The 15,913-nt window shown below is 60.7% G+C and carries 11 protein-coding genes and 1 pseudogene; 7 read left to right on the top strand and 5 right to left on the bottom strand.

The window, feature by feature from the left end; genetic code table 11:
• Positions 1 to 183 precede the first annotated feature (183 nt).
• Both M5G17_RS27595 and M5G17_RS27590 read left to right on the top strand, forming a co-directional pair.
• Positions 184 to 1,221, top strand: a pseudogene (locus M5G17_RS27595) (HAMP domain-containing protein); the annotation flags it as partial.
• Between the two features lie 24 nt (positions 1,222 to 1,245).
• Positions 1,246 to 2,076, top strand: coding sequence for a methyl-accepting chemotaxis protein (locus M5G17_RS27590; protein WP_420793372.1), 831 nt, complete (start codon positions 1,246 to 1,248; stop codon positions 2,074 to 2,076).
• 84 nt (positions 2,077 to 2,160) lie between these two features.
• Here M5G17_RS27590 and M5G17_RS10120 read toward each other — a convergent pair whose 3' ends face one another.
• From M5G17_RS10120 to M5G17_RS10110, 3 genes are all read right to left on the bottom strand, one after another.
• The gene (locus M5G17_RS10120) at positions 2,161 to 2,757 is read right to left on the bottom strand and encodes a DUF924 family protein (RefSeq protein WP_273892785.1); all 597 of its coding nucleotides are present in this window, start codon (positions 2,755 to 2,757) and stop codon (positions 2,161 to 2,163) included.
• Between the two features lie 3 nt (positions 2,758 to 2,760).
• A complete protein-coding gene (locus tag M5G17_RS10115) occupies positions 2,761 to 3,771 on the bottom strand; it encodes a class 1 fructose-bisphosphatase (RefSeq protein WP_038997578.1) in 1,011 nt (336 codons plus the stop codon).
• Between the two features lie 142 nt (positions 3,772 to 3,913).
• Complete coding sequence (locus M5G17_RS10110; protein ID WP_273892784.1) at positions 3,914 to 6,364, bottom strand: glycogen/starch/alpha-glucan phosphorylase; 2,451 nt, start codon at positions 6,362 to 6,364, stop codon at positions 3,914 to 3,916.
• 199 nt (positions 6,365 to 6,563) lie between these two features.
• On the opposite strand from M5G17_RS10110, the gene M5G17_RS10105 reads away from it, so the two are divergent.
• A complete protein-coding gene (locus tag M5G17_RS10105) occupies positions 6,564 to 6,971 on the top strand; it encodes a YkgJ family cysteine cluster protein (RefSeq protein ID WP_130262600.1) in 408 nt (135 codons plus the stop codon).
• A gap of 133 nt (positions 6,972 to 7,104) precedes the next feature.
• Here the strand turns inward: M5G17_RS10105 and typA are convergent, their stop codons facing one another.
• Both typA and thiI read right to left on the bottom strand, forming a co-directional pair.
• Complete coding sequence (typA, locus tag M5G17_RS10100; RefSeq protein WP_273892783.1) at positions 7,105 to 8,928, bottom strand: translational GTPase TypA; 1,824 nt, start codon at positions 8,926 to 8,928, stop codon at positions 7,105 to 7,107.
• 128 nt (positions 8,929 to 9,056) lie between these two features.
• Positions 9,057 to 10,511: a tRNA uracil 4-sulfurtransferase ThiI gene (gene thiI / locus M5G17_RS10095; protein ID WP_273892782.1), complete on the bottom strand. Its 1,455-nt coding sequence runs from the start codon at positions 10,509 to 10,511 to the stop codon at positions 9,057 to 9,059.
• A gap of 330 nt (positions 10,512 to 10,841) precedes the next feature.
• Here thiI and glnA point away from each other — a divergent pair, with 330 nt between their 5' ends.
• From glnA to ntrC, 4 genes are all read left to right on the top strand, one after another.
• On the top strand, positions 10,842 to 12,248 hold the full coding sequence (gene glnA, locus M5G17_RS10090; RefSeq protein ID WP_273892781.1) for a type I glutamate--ammonia ligase: 1,407 nt from the start codon (positions 10,842 to 10,844) through the stop codon (positions 12,246 to 12,248).
• 147 nt (positions 12,249 to 12,395) lie between these two features.
• Positions 12,396 to 12,944 (top strand): chorismate mutase, encoded by a 549-nt coding sequence (locus M5G17_RS10085; RefSeq protein ID WP_273892780.1) that lies wholly within the window; start codon positions 12,396 to 12,398, stop codon positions 12,942 to 12,944.
• 256 nt (positions 12,945 to 13,200) lie between these two features.
• A complete protein-coding gene (glnL, locus tag M5G17_RS10080) occupies positions 13,201 to 14,286 on the top strand; it encodes a nitrogen regulation protein NR(II) (protein ID WP_273892779.1) in 1,086 nt (361 codons plus the stop codon).
• Positions 14,283 to 15,719 (top strand): nitrogen regulation protein NR(I), encoded by a 1,437-nt coding sequence (gene ntrC / locus M5G17_RS10075; protein ID WP_273892778.1) that lies wholly within the window; start codon positions 14,283 to 14,285, stop codon positions 15,717 to 15,719. The genes glnL and ntrC overlap by 4 nt, the downstream gene beginning before the upstream one ends.
• The last annotated feature ends 194 nt before the right edge of the window (positions 15,720 to 15,913 follow it).

Below are 15,913 nucleotides of genomic sequence, written 5' to 3'. Positions count from 1 at the left end.
TTAGAAGGGAAAAAGCCCCTCCGGTTCCCGAGCACCAAGGCTTTGTTGACGTCAAACCCCCGCCATTGGTCGACTGGTCAGTTCTGCCATTAATCTTTTGCCCATAACGGACGACATAGGAAGGCGCTGCGACCGATTGCCGCGCCCGTCCCGTTGACCCGCCTTGTGCAGACAGACCTCGCAATGACAAAAAACCTGAAGTTCAGCCACAAGATTCTGCTCGCCGCCGCCCTGGTGGTTGCTGTCGCCTTTACTTGCTTCATCCTGTTCAACGACTATCGCCAACGGCAGACCCTGCGCAGCAACACCGAAGCCTCGATGCAGGAGCTCGGCAGCCTGACCGGCAGCAACATCCAGACCTGGCTGCAAAGCCGCATGCAGCTTTTGCAGTCGCTGTCCCAGCAGGTCGCCGTCGATGGCGCCAACAAAGACAGCCTGACGCGTAGCCTGAATCTGCCGGTATACGGCGGTAACTTCCTGCTGACCTACTTCGGTGGCCAGGACGGTTACATGCAGTCGGTACCGCTGGGTAATCGCGCCGCCGATTACGATCCACGGGTTCGCGGCTGGTACAAAGCCGCCACTGGCGCCGGCCAGACCATCGTCACCGAACCCTACATTTCGGTGTCCGCCAACAAGCTGGTGATCACCCTGGCTACCCCGGTACAGCACCAGGGTCGGCTGATTGGCGTCAACGGCGTGGACACCGACCTGGACAGCATCAGCACCATCATCAACGCACTGAACTTCGATGGCCACGGCCAGGCCTTCATCGTCAACGGCGCCGGCAAGATCCTCGTGCACCCCAAAGCCGACCTGGTGCTGAAAAACCTCAGCGACGCCTACCCCCAAGCCACCCCGCAGGTCGGCAGCGGCCTGAAGGAAGCCGAGCGTGACGGCCACCAGCAGTTCATCACCTTCACCAAGGTCAACGGCGTGCCTTCGGCTGACTGGTACGTGGCGCTGGAGCTTGATCAGGATTTTGCCTTCGCCATGCTCAGCGAACTGCGCACCTCTGCAGTGGTGGCCACGGTCATCGCGGTACTGATCATTATTGCCCTGCTCGGCCTGCTGATTCGCGTGCTGATGGAGCCGCTGCATGTGATGGGTCGGGCCATGCACGACATCGCCGAAGGTGAAGGCGACCTGACCCGACGCCTGCGCATCCATGGCCAGGACGAGTTCGGCAGCCTCGGTCAGTCGTTCAACCGCTTCGTCGAGCGTATTCACGAGTCGATCCGCGAAGTGGCCTCGGCCACCGGCCAGGTCAATGAAGTGGCCCAGCGTGTCGTCAGTGCCTCGAACGCCTCGATCCACAATGCCGACCAGCAGTCGAGCCGCACCAGCAGCGTCGCCGCCGCGATTAACCAACTGGGCGCCGCCGCTCAGGAAATCGCCCAGAACGCCGCCCTCGCCTCGCAGCACTCAAGCGATGCACGCAACCTGGCCGAACAAGGCCAGCAAGTGGTCGAGCAAACCATCGAGGTGATGAACCAGCTGTCGGAGAAGATCAGCGACTCATGCAGCAACATCGAGACCCTGAACGCCAACACGGTCAACATTGGCCAGATTCTTGAGGTGATCAGCGGGATTTCCCAACAGACCAACCTGCTGGCCCTCAATGCCGCCATTGAAGCAGCCCGCGCCGGTGAAGCCGGGCGCGGCTTTGCCGTAGTGGCTGACGAGGTACGCAACCTTGCCCACCGCACCCAGGACTCAGCGCAGCAGGTCCAGCGCATCATCGAAGAGTTGCAGGCCGGCGCCCAGGTGGCGGTGAGCACCATGACCCAAAGCCAGAGCCACAGCCAGCACAGCGTCGGCATCGCCAACCAGGCCGGCGATCGGCTGGGCAGCGTGACCATGCGCATTGGCGAAATCGACGGCATGAACCAGTCGGTGGCCACTGCCACCGAAGAGCAGACAGCCGTGGTCGAGTCGATCAATGTCGACATCACTGAGATCAATACGCTGAATCAGGAAGGGGTAGCGAACCTGCAGACAACCTTGCGCGCCTGCAATGACCTGGAGAATCAGGCCAATCGGTTGAAGCAGTTGGTGGGCAGTTTCAGGATTTGAGGTGAAGCTGATCGCGGGGCAAGCCCGCTCCCACAGGCAATGCAAATCTCTGTGGGAGCGGGCTTGCCCCGCGATGAATTCAACTCAGAACCTTGAGCCCGGTTCCAGCAGAAAATCCATCTCTTCATCGGTACTCGGCCGATTCAGCAACAGATTGCGATGCGGGAAGCGGCCAAAGCGGGCAATCACCCGCTGATGCTGCTCGGCGTAATCGAGGAAACCCTCGAACAAGCGCCGATCGGCTTCGGGCTGGGCATCGAGCAGCAACTGATAACGCTCGATGCTGATGTTCTGCCAGTCCAGCACCTCGGCATGCTCCAGCACCAGCAGGATGAACACCCGCTGGATTGGCAGAAGCTGGTAATCCCAGGCCTTGTCCAGGCCCTGCATAACCAGCACCTGGGCACGCCGGTCGCCATCGAAGGCGCGCGGCGTGTCGCGGTGGATCATGCGTGGCAACTGGTCTAGCAGCAACACCAAGCCCAACCAGCCCTGCGGGCTTTGCAGCCACTCATCGAGGCCGCCGGCCAACGCCTGTTCGACCAGGTCGCCGAAGCGCTCACGCGCTTCGTCGTCGTGGTGCTTGCCGAACCACAAGGTGCTCTTCTCGTCAGCCACATCCTGGGGGCTGGTGCCCCAGCCAAACCACCACTCCAGCAACGGCTGCCAAGGTGCGAGCATGATTTACTCCTTGTGATAACCGGTAACGCGCTCGACTTCCTGCTTGGAGCCCAGGAACACCGCCACACGCTGGTGCAGGCTCTCTGGCTGGATGTCGAGGATGCGCTGTTTGCCGTCGGTGGAAGCACCGCCGGCCTGTTCGATGATGAAGGACATCGGGTTGGCTTCGTACATCAGGCGCAGCTTGCCCGGCTTGGACGGCTCACGAGCGTCGCGCGGGTACATGAACAGGCCGCCACGGGTGAGGATGCGGTGCACATCGGCAACCATCGAGGCGATCCAGCGCATGTTGTAGTTCTTTTTCAGCGGACCGGTCTCACCGGCCAGCAGCTCGCCCACGTAGCGGGTCACAGGCTCTTCCCAGTGACGCTGGTTGGACATGTTGATGGCGAACTCGGCGGTGGTTTCCGGCACCTGAATGTTCTCGTGGGTCAGCACGAAGCTGCCCAGCTCGCGGTCCAGGGTGAAACCCTTGACGCCATTGCCCAGGGTCAGGATCAGCATGGTCTGCGGGCCGTAGATCGCATAACCGGCGGCAACCTGCTTGGTGCCTGGCTGCAGGAAGGCCTGCTCATTGAGGCTTTCGTTCTGGCTCAGGTATTCGTTCGGGCAGCGCAGTACCGAGAAGATGGTGCCGACCGAGACGTTGACGTCGATGTTCGACGAGCCGTCCAGCGGGTCGAAGACCAGCAGGTAGGCGCCTTTGGGGTATTTGCCCGGGATCTGGTAGGCGTTGTCCATCTCTTCGGAGGCCATGCCGGCCAGGTGACCGCCCCACTCGTTGGCTTCGAGCAGGATGTCGTTGGAAATCACGTCCAGCTTCTTCTGCACTTCGCCCTGCACGTTTTCAGTGCCCATGCTGCCCAGAACGCCGCCAAGCGCGCCTTTGGAGACGTTGTGGCTGATTTCCTTGCACGCACGCGCCACCACTTCGATCAGGAAGCGCAGATCGGCAGGGGTACTGTTGCTGCGGGTCTGCTCAATCAAATAGCGACTCAGGGTAACGCGGGACATGTAAGGCTCCGAAGGAAGGGGGTAGTAAAAACCCACGCAGTTTACAGGGAGAGTGAAGCGCTAGCGAGCAATCAGACACGCTTGGCCGATCAGACGGCACATCGGCCCGAGAGTTCATCCCTCCCGGGCCGGCCCTTGAAGCTTAGTCGAGGGCTTTCCAGATTTCGGTCGCGTACTCGCGGATGGTCCGGTCCGAGGAGAACCAGCCCATGCGCGCGGTGTTGAGCACCGCCATGCGCCACCACTGTTTGGGCTCCTGCCACAGCGCTTCGACGCGCAACTGCGCTTCCCAGTAAGCGTCGAAATCGGCGCACAGCAGAAAGCGGTCATAGGCCACCAGCGAATCGACCAGGCCGACATAGCGGGCCGGGTCATCCGGTGAAAACACGCCGCCTCGAATGGCCTGGAGCACATCGTTGAGCCGATGGGAGGCGCCGATTGCGGCACTGGCACCAAAATCACCGCTGCGCTTGCGCGCCTCCACCTGCTGGGAGGTCAGGCCGAAGATGAACATGTTCTCGGCCCCCACCTGCTCGCACATCTCGACGTTGGCGCCGTCCAGGGTGCCGATGGTCAGCGCGCCATTGAGGCCGAACTTCATGTTGCTGGTGCCGGAGGCTTCGTAACCGGCGGTGGAAATCTGCTCGGAAAGGTCGGCCGCCGGGATGATGCTCTCGGCCAGACTGACGTTGTAGTTGGGCAAGAACACCACCTTGAGCAGGCCGCGCACAGTCGGGTCGTTGTTGACCACCTTGGCGATATCGTTGCTCAGTTTGATGATCAGCTTGGCCTGGTGATAACTGGCGGCGGCCTTGCCAGCGAAGATTTTCACCCGTGGCGCCCAGCCGGTGCCGGGCTCGGCCCGGATCGCCTGGTACAGGGCCACGGTGTGCAGCAGGTTGAGCAACTGGCGTTTGTACTCGTGGATACGTTTTACCTGCACATCGAACATCGCCTCGGGGTTGAGGGTGATGCCCAGGCGCTCCTGGATCAGGCTGGCCAGGGCCCTTTTACTGTGCAGGCGCTGGGCGGCGAACTGCTTGCAGAATGATGCCTTGTCGGCAAACGGTTCAAGGTCACGCAAGCGCCCTTGCGGGTCATCGAGTACCTCGGCGCCCAGGGACTCGACCAGCATGCCGGTCAGTTGCGGATTGGCCTGGAACAACCAGCGACGGAAGGTGATGCCGTTGGTCTTGTTGTTGATCCGCTCGGGGTAGAGCTTGTGCATTTCGGCGAACACCGTGCTGCGCATCAGCTTGCTGTGCAGCGCCGACACGCCGTTGACACTGTGCGAGCCGAGGAACGCCAGGTTGCCCATGCGCACCCGCCGGCCGTTGTCCTCCTCGATCAGCGACACCGCCCGCAGCACGTCAAAGTCATGGATGCCCTTGGCGCGCAAGGCATCGATATGAAAGGCGTTGATGAGGTAGATGATCTGCATGTGCCGCGGCAACATGCGCTCCATCAGGCCCACCGGCCAGGTCTCCAGGGCTTCGGGCAAGAGCGTGTGGTTGGTGTAGGCCAGGGTCTCGACGGTCAGTTGCCAGGCGGTGTCCCACGGCACCTCGTGCTGATCGACCAGCAGGCGCATCAGCTCGGCGACGGCAATCGAAGGGTGGGTATCGTTGAGCTGGATCGCTGCTTGCTGCGGCAGGTTGAGCAGGCTGTCGTGCATGTTCAGGTGCCGGCGCAGCAAGTCCTGCAGCGAGGCAGAAACAAAAAAGTACTCCTGGCGCAGGCGCAACTCCTGGCCGGCCTCGGTGCTGTCGGCCGGGTACAGCACCCGCGAGATACTCTCGGCCCGCGCCACTTCGGCCACCGCTCCGAGATGGTCCCCGGCGTTGAAGCGCTCCAGGTGCAGCTCTTCCAGCGCCCGTGCCCGCCACAGGCGCAAGGTGTTGACGCTGGCGCCGCGCCAGCCGACCACCGGCGTGTCGTAGGCCACCGCGCGCACGGTTTCTGCCGGCCACCACACCTGGCGCGGCTGGCCTTCGGTGTCGTGCACGGTTTCGACGCTGCCGCCAAAGCTGATCGGATAGATCACCTCGGCCCGCTCGAACTCCCAGGGGTTGCCAAAGTCCAGCCAGTTCTCGGTCTGCTCCTGCTGCCAGCCATCGACCACCGCCTGGCGAAACAGGCCGTGCTCGTAACGAATACCGTAGCCATGGGCGGCAATACCCAGGGTCGACATGCTCTCCATGAAACAGGCCGCCAGGCGCCCCAGGCCACCGTTGCCAAGGGCCGCATCAGGCTCCAGCAGACGGATGCGCTCAAGGTCGACGTTGAGCCCGTCCAGTGCCTCGCGGGCGACATCCAGCAGGCCCAGGTTGCTCAGGCTGTCGTACAGCAGGCGGCCGATGAGGAACTCCAGCGACAGGTAGTACACGCGCTTCTGGCTTTTGCGGTAGATCTGCCGGGTGTGGTCCATCCAGTGATCGACCATATGATCGCGGGCGGCCAGGGCAATGGCTTCGAACCAGTCGTGGTCAAAGGCGTGCTCCGGATCCTTGCCGACCGCATAGGTCAATTTATCCAGCACAGCGGTGCGAAAAGCGGCCACCTCTGCGTCACGAGCGAGCGGTTCCTGAGACATGCGACGTCCTCGGGCAAGTTGACGAAAGCGGATGGAGATTTCTCAGCCTAGACCGTTCGACACAGAGCGACAGCGCAGGTTCTGGAGTTTCTGTGCAAAAGCGGCAGCCGTCGGCGCGGCAACCGGCAAATGGTTGTTCACATTTTGACCAACTCCGGTATGATCGCGCGCCAACTAGAACATCTAAAACCTGAGCCTGATGAAACCGACCCTGATTGCCGCCGCCGAAGTCGACCGACTGGAGACCTGGCAGAAGTACCAAAGCCATATGTGCGGGGGCTGCAATTCGACCTGCTGCACATTAGCAACAGAAGTGAAAATCAAAGACCTGATCCGCATGGGTGTAGTGGATGAGTTCGAGCAAGGCGATCCGCCGAAGAACATCGCCAAACGCTTGCAGAAGGACGGGATCATCCAGCGCTTCAACCAGAAGTCGGGGATTTTCACCCTGACTCAGTTGAGCAACGGCGATTGCCTCTATCTGGACCGTAAGAGCCGTCTGTGCACCATTTATGAGACGCGTCCGGACACCTGCCGCAACCATCCACGGGTGGGGCCACGGCCGGGTTATTGCGCGTACATCCCAAAACCGGCAGCGCGCCGCTAGAAATCATCGCGGGGCAAGCCCGCTCCCACAGTGCTGAGCCTGTGGGAGCGAGCTTGCCCCGCGATTGTTTTACCAGACAAACAAAAACGCCCCCGGCCTTGCGACCGGGGGCGTTTTTTTATTTCAGCCGAGCTTAGTTAGCTTTGGCTTTCTTGGCAGCGCGGGTACGCTCGCTTTCGTCCAGGATCTTCTTGCGAAGACGGATGGACTTAGGAGTGACTTCGCACAGCTCGTCTTCCTGGATGTATTCCAGAGCCTGTTCCAGAGTGAAGCGAACAGGTGGAACCAGAGCGATGGTTTCGTCTTTACCCGAAGCACGCATGTTGTCGAGCTTCTTGCCCTTGGTAGGGTTGACGCCCAGGTCGTTGTCACGGCTGTTCTGACCAACGATTTGACCGTTGTAGATTTCCTGACCGTGTTCAACGAACAGCTTGCCACGCGCCTGCAGGGTTTCCAGGGAGTAGGTCAGTGCCTTGCCGGTTTCAACCGAAACCAGTACGCCGTTCTGACGACCGGACATGTGGCCGGATTTGACAGGGGCATAGCGATCGAAGATCGAGGTCAGGATGCCAGCACCGTTGGTCAGGGTCAGGAACTGGTTACGGAAACCAATCAGACCGCGAGCAGGGATGTTGTATTCCAGACGAACACGACCTTTGCCATCCGGCACCATGTTGGTCAGGTCGCCTTTACGCAGACCCATCTCTTCCATGACCTTGCCCTGCGAATCTTCAGGGATGTCGATGGTGACGTTTTCGAACGGTTCTTGTTTCACGCCGTCGACTTCGCGGATGATCACTTCTGGACGGCCCAGGGCCATTTCGAAGCCTTCACGACGCATGGTTTCGATCAGTACCGAGAGGTGCAGCTCACCACGGCCGGAAACCTTGAACTTGTCAGCCGAGTCGCCTTCTTCAACGCGCAGTGCAACGTTGTACAGCAGCTCTTTGTCCAGACGTTCCTTGATGTTACGGGAAGTCACGAACTTGCCTTCTTTACCGCAGAATGGCGAGTCGTTTACCTGGAAGGTCATGGAAACGGTTGGCTCGTCAACGGTCAGCGGCTTCATCGCCTCGACGTTCAACGGGTCGCACAGGGTGTCGGAGATGAACAGCTCGTCGAAACCGCTGATGCAGACGATGTCGCCAGCCAGTGCTTCTTCAACGTCAACGCGGTGCAGACCGTGGTGACCCATCAGCTTCAGGATACGACCGTTGCGGCGCTTGCCGTCAGCGGAGATAGCCACAACTGGAGTGTTCGGCTTGACGCGACCACGTGCGATACGGCCAACACCGATAACACCCAGGAAGCTGTTGTAGTCCAGAGCGGAGATTTGCATCTGGAACGAACCGTCACGGTCAACGGCTGGAGCCGGAACGTGATCGATGACCGCTTGGTACAGCGGGGTCATGTCTTCCGCCATGGCGGTGTGATCCAGACCGGCAATGCCGTTCAGGGCCGAGGCGTATACAACCTGGAAGTCCAGTTGTTCTTCGGTAGCACCGAGGTTGTCGAACAGGTCGAAGATCTGGTCCAGAACCCAGTCAGGACGGGCGCCTGGACGGTCGACCTTGTTGATGACCACGATTGGACGCAGGCCGGCTTCGAAAGCCTTCTTGGTCACAAAACGGGTTTGCGGCATAGGGCCGTCTTGGGCGTCGACCAGCAGCAGTACCGAGTCAACCATCGACATTACACGCTCAACCTCGCCACCGAAGTCGGCGTGGCCGGGGGTGTCGACGATGTTGATGTGGTAGCCGTTCCAGTTGATGGCGGTGTTTTTCGCCAGAATGGTAATACCGCGCTCTTTTTCCTGGTCGTTGGAGTCCATGACGCGCTCGTCGTTGAGCTCGTTACGCTCCAGAGTGCCGGACTGACGCAGGAGTTTGTCGACCAGGGTGGTTTTACCATGGTCAACGTGGGCGATGATGGCGATGTTACGCAGATTTTCGATCACGTGTGTATCTCGATCAGAGGATTCGGGTTGCCGCCCAGTCTAGGCGGCCAATATGAATGAATGGCGCTCAACGGGCCCGTAGGTCGGGAGGGCGATGGCGGATGCTCCCGCCATATAGCCCCGGCGTCTTATGTCGGACGATAAACGCGCACATTGGCATGTCCCTCACTGAGCAGATGATGGGCATGCAGGCGACTCATTACCCCCTTGTCGCAATACAGCAGGTACTGGCGCGTAGCGTCCAGCTCCTTGAAGCGACTGTTCAGGGCATAGAACGGCAAGGCCTTGACCTCGATGCCGTCCAGTTCCAGGGGCTGGTCTTCCTGGGCATCGGGGTGGCGAATGTCGATCACCACCTGCCCGGCCAGCGCCTGGCTGACTTCTTCGATCTGAATATCTTCGCTGAGTTCATCGATCACGTGGTCGATGGAGATCAGGCGGGCGCGCTCCAGGGCGCGCTCGAGCACCGCCATGTCGAACTGCTTCTCTTCATAGTCGAGGCGATGACGCTTGGCGCAGGTGGTCGGGTTCACCGAAATCACGCCGCAGTATTCGGGCATGTGCTTGGCAAACTCGGCGGTGCCGATCTGCTGGGCCTGGTCGATGATGTCCTGCTTGTGGCTGGCCAGCAGCGGGCGCAGTACCAGCTTCTCGGTGGCCGAATCGATCACCGCAAGGTTGGGCAGGGTCTGGCTCGAGACCTGGGAGATGGCTTCACCGGTCACCAGGGCGTCGATCTGCAGGCGGTCGGCGATGTTGGTCGCCGCACGCAGCATCATGCGCTTGAGGGTCACGCCCATGTAGCTGTTGTCGACCTTGCCGAGGATCTCGCCGACCACTTCTTCGAACGGCACGCTGACGAACAGCACGCGCTGGCTGCTGCCGTACTTCTTCCACAGGTAGTGGGCGACTTCCATCACCCCCAGTTCGTGGGCACGGCCGCCAAGGTTGAAGAAGCAGAAGTGGGTCATCAGGCCGCGGCGCATCATCTGATAGGCGGCGACAGTGGAGTCGAAACCGCCGGACATCAGCACCAGGGTCTGCTCCAGCGCGCCCAGCGGGTAGCCGCCGATGCCTTTGTGCTGGTTGTGGATAACGTACAGGCGCTTGTCGCGCACCTCGATACGCACCTCCACTTCCGGGGTACGCAGATCGATACCGGCGGCGCCGCACTGCTGGCGCAACTGGCTGCCAACGTAGCGGTCAACGTCCATCGAGCTGAAATCGTGGTGACCGCCGCGTTTGCAGCGGACTGCAAAGCGCTTGCCGGCCAGCAGGTGACCAAAGTGCTGCTTGCACTTGGCGACGATATCGTCGAAGTCACCCAGCGGGTATTCGTCGACCTGCAGGAAGTGGGCAATGCCCGGCATGCAGGTCAGACGCTCGGTCATCTCGCGCAGGACTTTCTCGTCCTCGATGTGAGTGATCACTTCGAGGTTATCCCAGACACCATTAACCGCGAGCGCAGGATCGAGGTCCTTGAGCACGTTGCGGATGTTGCGGGCCAGTTGACGGATGAAGCGCTTGCGAACCGGCCGGCTCTTGATGGTGATCTCTGGGAAGACTTTTACGATTAGTTTCATGAAATACAGCGCGCGCGATGCCGACTAAAAAAGTGGGGCGCGGATTATAGCGGAAATCGCTCACGTTTTGAGCAACTTTTGTACAGAAGGTTTTTCGTGCGCCAAAATGGTGCATTATGCCCGCTTAGCGCATCTTTAGAGTGCAGAAAAAAGCCGGAAATTTGCGAAATCGGCCGGAAACGCTGGGGTTTGAGGCAAACATTCCAACTCGGGGCACTGGCATGCAATTTGCTCCCTTGTGAGGCAGGTTGCCTTGGCCGACTATTCGCGCCCGGCATCACCCAAATTAAAGGGCTGCACAGGCAAGCTCTACCCCACCCGGAGGACACTATGTCGAAGTCGGTTCAACTCATCAAAGATCATGACGTTAAATGGATTGATCTGCGCTTCACTGACACCAAGGGCATCCAACACCACGTCACCATGCCTGCCCGTGACGGCCTGGACGAAGAATTCTTCGAAACCGGCAAGATGTTCGACGGTTCCTCCATCGCCGGCTGGAAAGGTATCGAAGCCTCCGACATGATCCTGATGCCGGATGACTCCACTGCCGTGCTCGATCCGTTCACCGAAGAGCCGACCCTGATCCTGACCTGCGACATCATCGACCCTGCCAGCATGCAGGGCTACGATCGCGACCCACGTGCCATCGCCCGCCGCGCCGAAGAGCACCTGAAAAGCACCCTGATCGGTGACACCGTGTATGCAGGTCCCGAGCCTGAGTTCTTCATCTTCGACGAAGTGAAGTTCAAGTCCGACATCTCCGGCTCCATGTTCAAAATCTTCTCCGAGCAAGGCTCGTGGATGTCCGACCAGGACGTCGAAGGCGGCAACAAAGGCCACCGTCCGGGCGTCAAAGGTGGCTACTTCCCGGTTCCGCCGTTCGACCACGACCACGAAATCCGTACTGCCATGTGCAATGCACTGGAAGAAATGGGCCAGATCGTCGAAGTTCACCACCACGAAGTGGCGACTGCCGGTCAGAACGAAATCGGCGTCAAGTTCAACACCCTGGTGAAGAAAGCCGACGAAGTTCAAGCCCTGAAATACGTCGTGCACAACGTTGCCGATGCCTACGGCCGCACCGCCACCTTCATGCCTAAGCCACTGTACGGCGACAACGGCTCGGGCATGCACGTGCACATGTCGATCTGGAAAGACGGCAAGAACACCTTCGCAGGCGAAGGCTATGCCGGCCTGTCCGACACCGCCCTGTACTTCATCGGCGGTATCATCAAGCACGGTAAGGCCCTGAACGGCTTCACCAACCCGGCCACCAACTCCTACAAGCGTCTGGTGCCAGGTTTCGAAGCGCCGGTCATGCTGGCCTACTCGGCTCGCAACCGTTCCGCCTCCATCCGCATTCCTTACGTGTCGAGCCCTAAAGCCCGCCGTATCGAAGCGCGCTTCCCGGACCCGGCTGCCAACCCGTACCTGTGCTTTGCCGCGCTGCTGATGGCCGGCCTGGACGGTATCCAGAACAAGATCCACCCAGGCGATGCCGCCGACAAAAACCTGTACGACCTGCCGCCTGAAGAGGCGAAAGAAATCCCACAGGTGTGCGGCAGCCTGAAAGAGGCCCTGGAAGAGCTGGACAAGGGCCGCGCGTTCCTGACCAAGGGCGGCGTGTTCTCCGACGACTTCATCGATGCCTACATCGAGCTGAAATCGGAAGAAGAGATCAAAGTGCGCACCTTCGTGCACCCACTGGAATACGAGCTGTACTACAGCTGCTGATCCAGTGACGCCCGCGCAAGCGGCGTAGCGTGACAAAGGCCTCCTTCGGGAGGCCTTTTGTTTTTCTGACATTCTTATGGGCATTGACCGACAGGTAATAGCAGCGCAAAGCTGCACACTGCTGTTTTGCCGCTCCGGACCCTCGCCATGCGCACACCGCTGCTTTCCCTGCTGCTGACGTCAACCTTGCTTTTGCACGGCTGCGCCACAACACCTGCACCACCTACCGCCCTGTCACGCTTGCTCGATAGCGTGAGTCAACGCCTGGACATCGCCGAAGCAGTCGCCCTTCACAAGTGGGACTCAGGCCAGCCGGTAGCTGCGCCTGAGCGCGAGCAACAAGTCATTGCCAATGCCCAGACGCAAGCCATGCGCTTTGGGGTGGATGGGCAACGGGCAACCCACTTCTTTGCCGACCAGATCGAAGCCAACAAGCTATTGCAATACAGCGCCCTTTCACAATGGCACGCAACCGGCAGTGCCCCAAGCACACAGCGCTTGGACCTCAACACGCAATTGCGTCCCCAGCTGGACCGCCTGCAACGCACATTGCTGAGCCAACTGGCGGAGTTTGACCGCAACCGCCCGGCACACTGCCAGGCGACCCTCGCCCGCGCCATCGAGCAGTTGGATAAAAGCCCGCAGCATTCCCTGGCCCTGATCCGCGCCACCACGTATTTGTGCTCGCCGCTGTAATCCTTCCTCTATGCTCTATATTGGTGCACGCATCTGCCTGCACCTGAGCAACTCAGCCCATTTTGGTTCACACAAAGCGCTGCCTCAGGGCTTTGTAGGTATTTTTCGCGCAAATACAGGTCTTAATCCGGAAATTCCGCTTCTTTTCGGAGCCTTGGTTTGCTTTTTGCATTTTCTTCGTATCAGCGGATTACCAGCGACCGCGACTTGGGCCCAGGCCGAGGTTGTATGAGCCAAAAGAGGTCACCGACGCCCCATGACCATCAGCGATGCACTGCACCGACTGCTACTGGACAACCTGACCACCGCCACCATCCTGCTCGACGCCCAGCTGCGCCTCGAGTACATGAACCCGGCGGCGGAAATGCTCCTGGCCATCAGCGGCCAGCGCAGCCATGGGCAATTCATCAGCGAGCTGTTCACCGAATCGCCCGAGGCGTTGAACTCCCTGCGCCAGGCGGTGGAACAGGCGCACCCTTTCACCAAGCGTGAAGCCCAGCTGACCTCGCTGACCGGGCAGACCCAGACCGTCGACTACGCGGTGACGCCGATCCTCAGCAAAGGCTCGACCTTGCTACTGCTGGAAGTACACCCGCGCGACCGACTGCTGCGCATCACCAAGGAAGAGGCCCAGCTGTCCAAGCAGGAAACCACCAAGATGCTGGTGCGCGGCCTGGCTCACGAGATCAAGAACCCGCTGGGCGGCATTCGCGGCGCCGCCCAGTTGCTGGCCCGCGAGCTACCCGAGGAGGGCCTGAAGGACTACACCAATGTGATCATCGAAGAGGCCGATCGCCTGCGCAACCTGGTCGATCGCATGCTCGGTTCGAACAAACTGCCGTCGCTAGCCATGACCAACATTCATGAGGTGCTGGAGCGGGTCTGCAGCCTGGTCGAGGCCGAAAGCCAGGGCGGGATCACCCTGGTGCGCGACTATGACCCGAGCCTGCCGGATGTACTGATCGACCGTGAACAGATGATCCAGGCGGTACTGAACATCGTGCGTAACGCCATGCAGGCGATCAGCGGCCAGAACGAGCTGCGCCTGGGCCGCATCAGCCTGCGCACCCGGGCCATGCGCCAGTTCACTATCGGCCACACCCGTCACCGCCTGGTGGCCCGCATCGAAATCATCGACAACGGCCCCGGCATCCCTGGCGAACTGCAGGAAACCATCTTCTACCCCATGGTCAGCGGCCGCCCGGACGGTACCGGGCTGGGCCTGGCCATTACCCAGAACATCATCAGCCAGCACCAGGGCCTGATCGAATGTGACAGTCACCCTGGCCACACCACCTTCTCGATCTTCCTGCCGCTGGAACAAGGAGCCAACGCCTCATGAGCCGAAGTGAAACTGTCTGGATCGTCGACGATGATCGCTCCATTCGCTGGGTACTGGAAAAGGCCCTGCAGCAGGAAGGCATGACCACCCAGAGCTTCGACAGCGCCGACGGGGTCATGAGCCGCCTGGCCCGGCAGCAGCCGGACGTGATCATTTCCGACATCCGCATGCCCGGCGCCAGCGGCCTCGACCTGCTGGCGCAGATCCGCGAGCAGCACCCGCGCCTGCCGGTGATCATCATGACCGCCCACTCCGACCTGGACAGCGCGGTGGCATCCTATCAGGGCGGCGCTTTCGAGTACCTGCCCAAGCCGTTCGATGTTGACGAGGCGGTATCGCTGGTCAAGCGCGCCAACCAGCACGCCCAGGAGCAACAAGGGCTGGACGTGGCACCCAGCCTGACCCGCACTCCGGAGATCATCGGCGAAGCACCGGCGATGCAGGAGGTGTTCCGCGCCATCGGTCGTTTGAGCCACTCCAATATCACCGTGCTGATCAACGGCGAATCTGGTACCGGCAAAGAACTGGTGGCCCACGCCCTGCACCGCCACAGCCCGCGCGCGGCGTCGCCGTTCATCGCCTTGAACATGGCGGCTATCCCGAAGGACCTGATGGAGTCGGAGCTGTTCGGCCATGAAAAAGGCGCGTTCACCGGCGCCGCCAACTTGCGCCGCGGCCGTTTCGAGCAGGCCGATGGCGGCACCCTGTTTCTCGATGAGATCGGCGACATGCCGGCCGACACCCAGACCCGCTTGCTGCGGGTATTGGCCGATGGCGAGTTCTACCGGGTGGGCGGGCATGTGCCGGTCAAGGTCGATGTACGAATCATCGCCGCCACTCACCAGAACCTGGAAACCCTGGTGCAAGCCGGCAAGTTCCGCGAAGACCTGTTCCACCGCCTGAACGTGATCCGCATCCACATCCCGCGCCTTGCCGACCGCCGCGAAGACATCCCGACCCTGGCCCGGCACTTCCTCGGCCGCGCTGCCCAGGAGTTGGCGGTAGAGCCCAAATTGCTCAAGGCGGAAACCGAAGAATTCATCCGCAACCTGCCATGGCCGGGCAACGTCCGGCAGTTGGAAAACACCTGCCGCTGGATCACGGTGATGGCCTCGGGGCGTGAAGTGCACATCGGCGACCTGCCGCCCGAGTTGCTCAACCTGCCGCAAGATGCCGCACCGGTGACCAACTGGGAACAAGCCCTGCGCCAATGGGCCGACCAGGCCCTGGCCCGCGGTCAGTCGAGCCTGCTCGACAGTGCCGTGCCGAACTTCGAGCGAATCATGATCGAGACCGCGCTCAAACACACCGCCGGCCGCCGCCGGGATGCAGCAGTACTGCTGGGCTGGGGACGCAACACCCTGACGCGCAAGATCAAGGAGTTGGGGATGAAGGTCGCTGGCGGCGACGAGGACGGCGACGAAGAGGCCTAAGCATCAGCCCGCCCCCAATCTGTGGGAGCGGGCTTGCCCCGCGATGCTTTTTGCACCGATGCTGTGCCTTGCGCACCGCAGCAAGGCACAAATTCCCCCCGAAACCCTAGCTAACCTCTCAAAACCCGCCATTTTCCGTACTGCAATAAAACTGGCACACCCCCTGCATTAGTATCAGTACTTCCAGTTTTGGG

The organism is Pseudomonas rubra, assembly GCF_028656935.1.
GTDB classification, from domain to species: Bacteria; Pseudomonadota; Gammaproteobacteria; order Pseudomonadales; family Pseudomonadaceae; genus Aquipseudomonas; species Aquipseudomonas rubra.
Note: the sequence above shows the minus strand (reverse complement) of the source record. Positions and strands in the feature narration are given on the sequence as shown.

Bases quoted from the DNA above. Each gene is read 5' to 3' on its own strand.
- M5G17_RS10120 (WP_273892785.1), bottom strand. From the start codon at position 2,757: ATGCTCGCACCTTGGCAGCCGTTGCTGGAGTGGTGGTTTGGCTGGGGC.
- M5G17_RS10115 (WP_038997578.1), bottom strand. From the start codon at position 3,771: ATGTCCCGCGTTACCCTGAGTCGCTATTTGATTGAGCAGACCCGCAGC.
- M5G17_RS10110 (WP_273892784.1), bottom strand. From the start codon at position 6,364: ATGTCTCAGGAACCGCTCGCTCGTGACGCAGAGGTGGCCGCTTTTCGC.
- M5G17_RS10105 (WP_130262600.1), top strand. From the start codon at position 6,564: ATGAAACCGACCCTGATTGCCGCCGCCGAAGTCGACCGACTGGAGACC.
- thiI (WP_273892782.1), bottom strand. From the start codon at position 10,511: ATGAAACTAATCGTAAAAGTCTTCCCAGAGATCACCATCAAGAGCCGG.
- glnA (WP_273892781.1), top strand. From the start codon at position 10,842: ATGTCGAAGTCGGTTCAACTCATCAAAGATCATGACGTTAAATGGATT.
- M5G17_RS10085 (WP_273892780.1), top strand. From the start codon at position 12,396: ATGCGCACACCGCTGCTTTCCCTGCTGCTGACGTCAACCTTGCTTTTG.
- glnL (WP_273892779.1), top strand. From the start codon at position 13,201: ATGACCATCAGCGATGCACTGCACCGACTGCTACTGGACAACCTGACC.
- ntrC (WP_273892778.1), top strand. From the start codon at position 14,283: ATGAGCCGAAGTGAAACTGTCTGGATCGTCGACGATGATCGCTCCATT.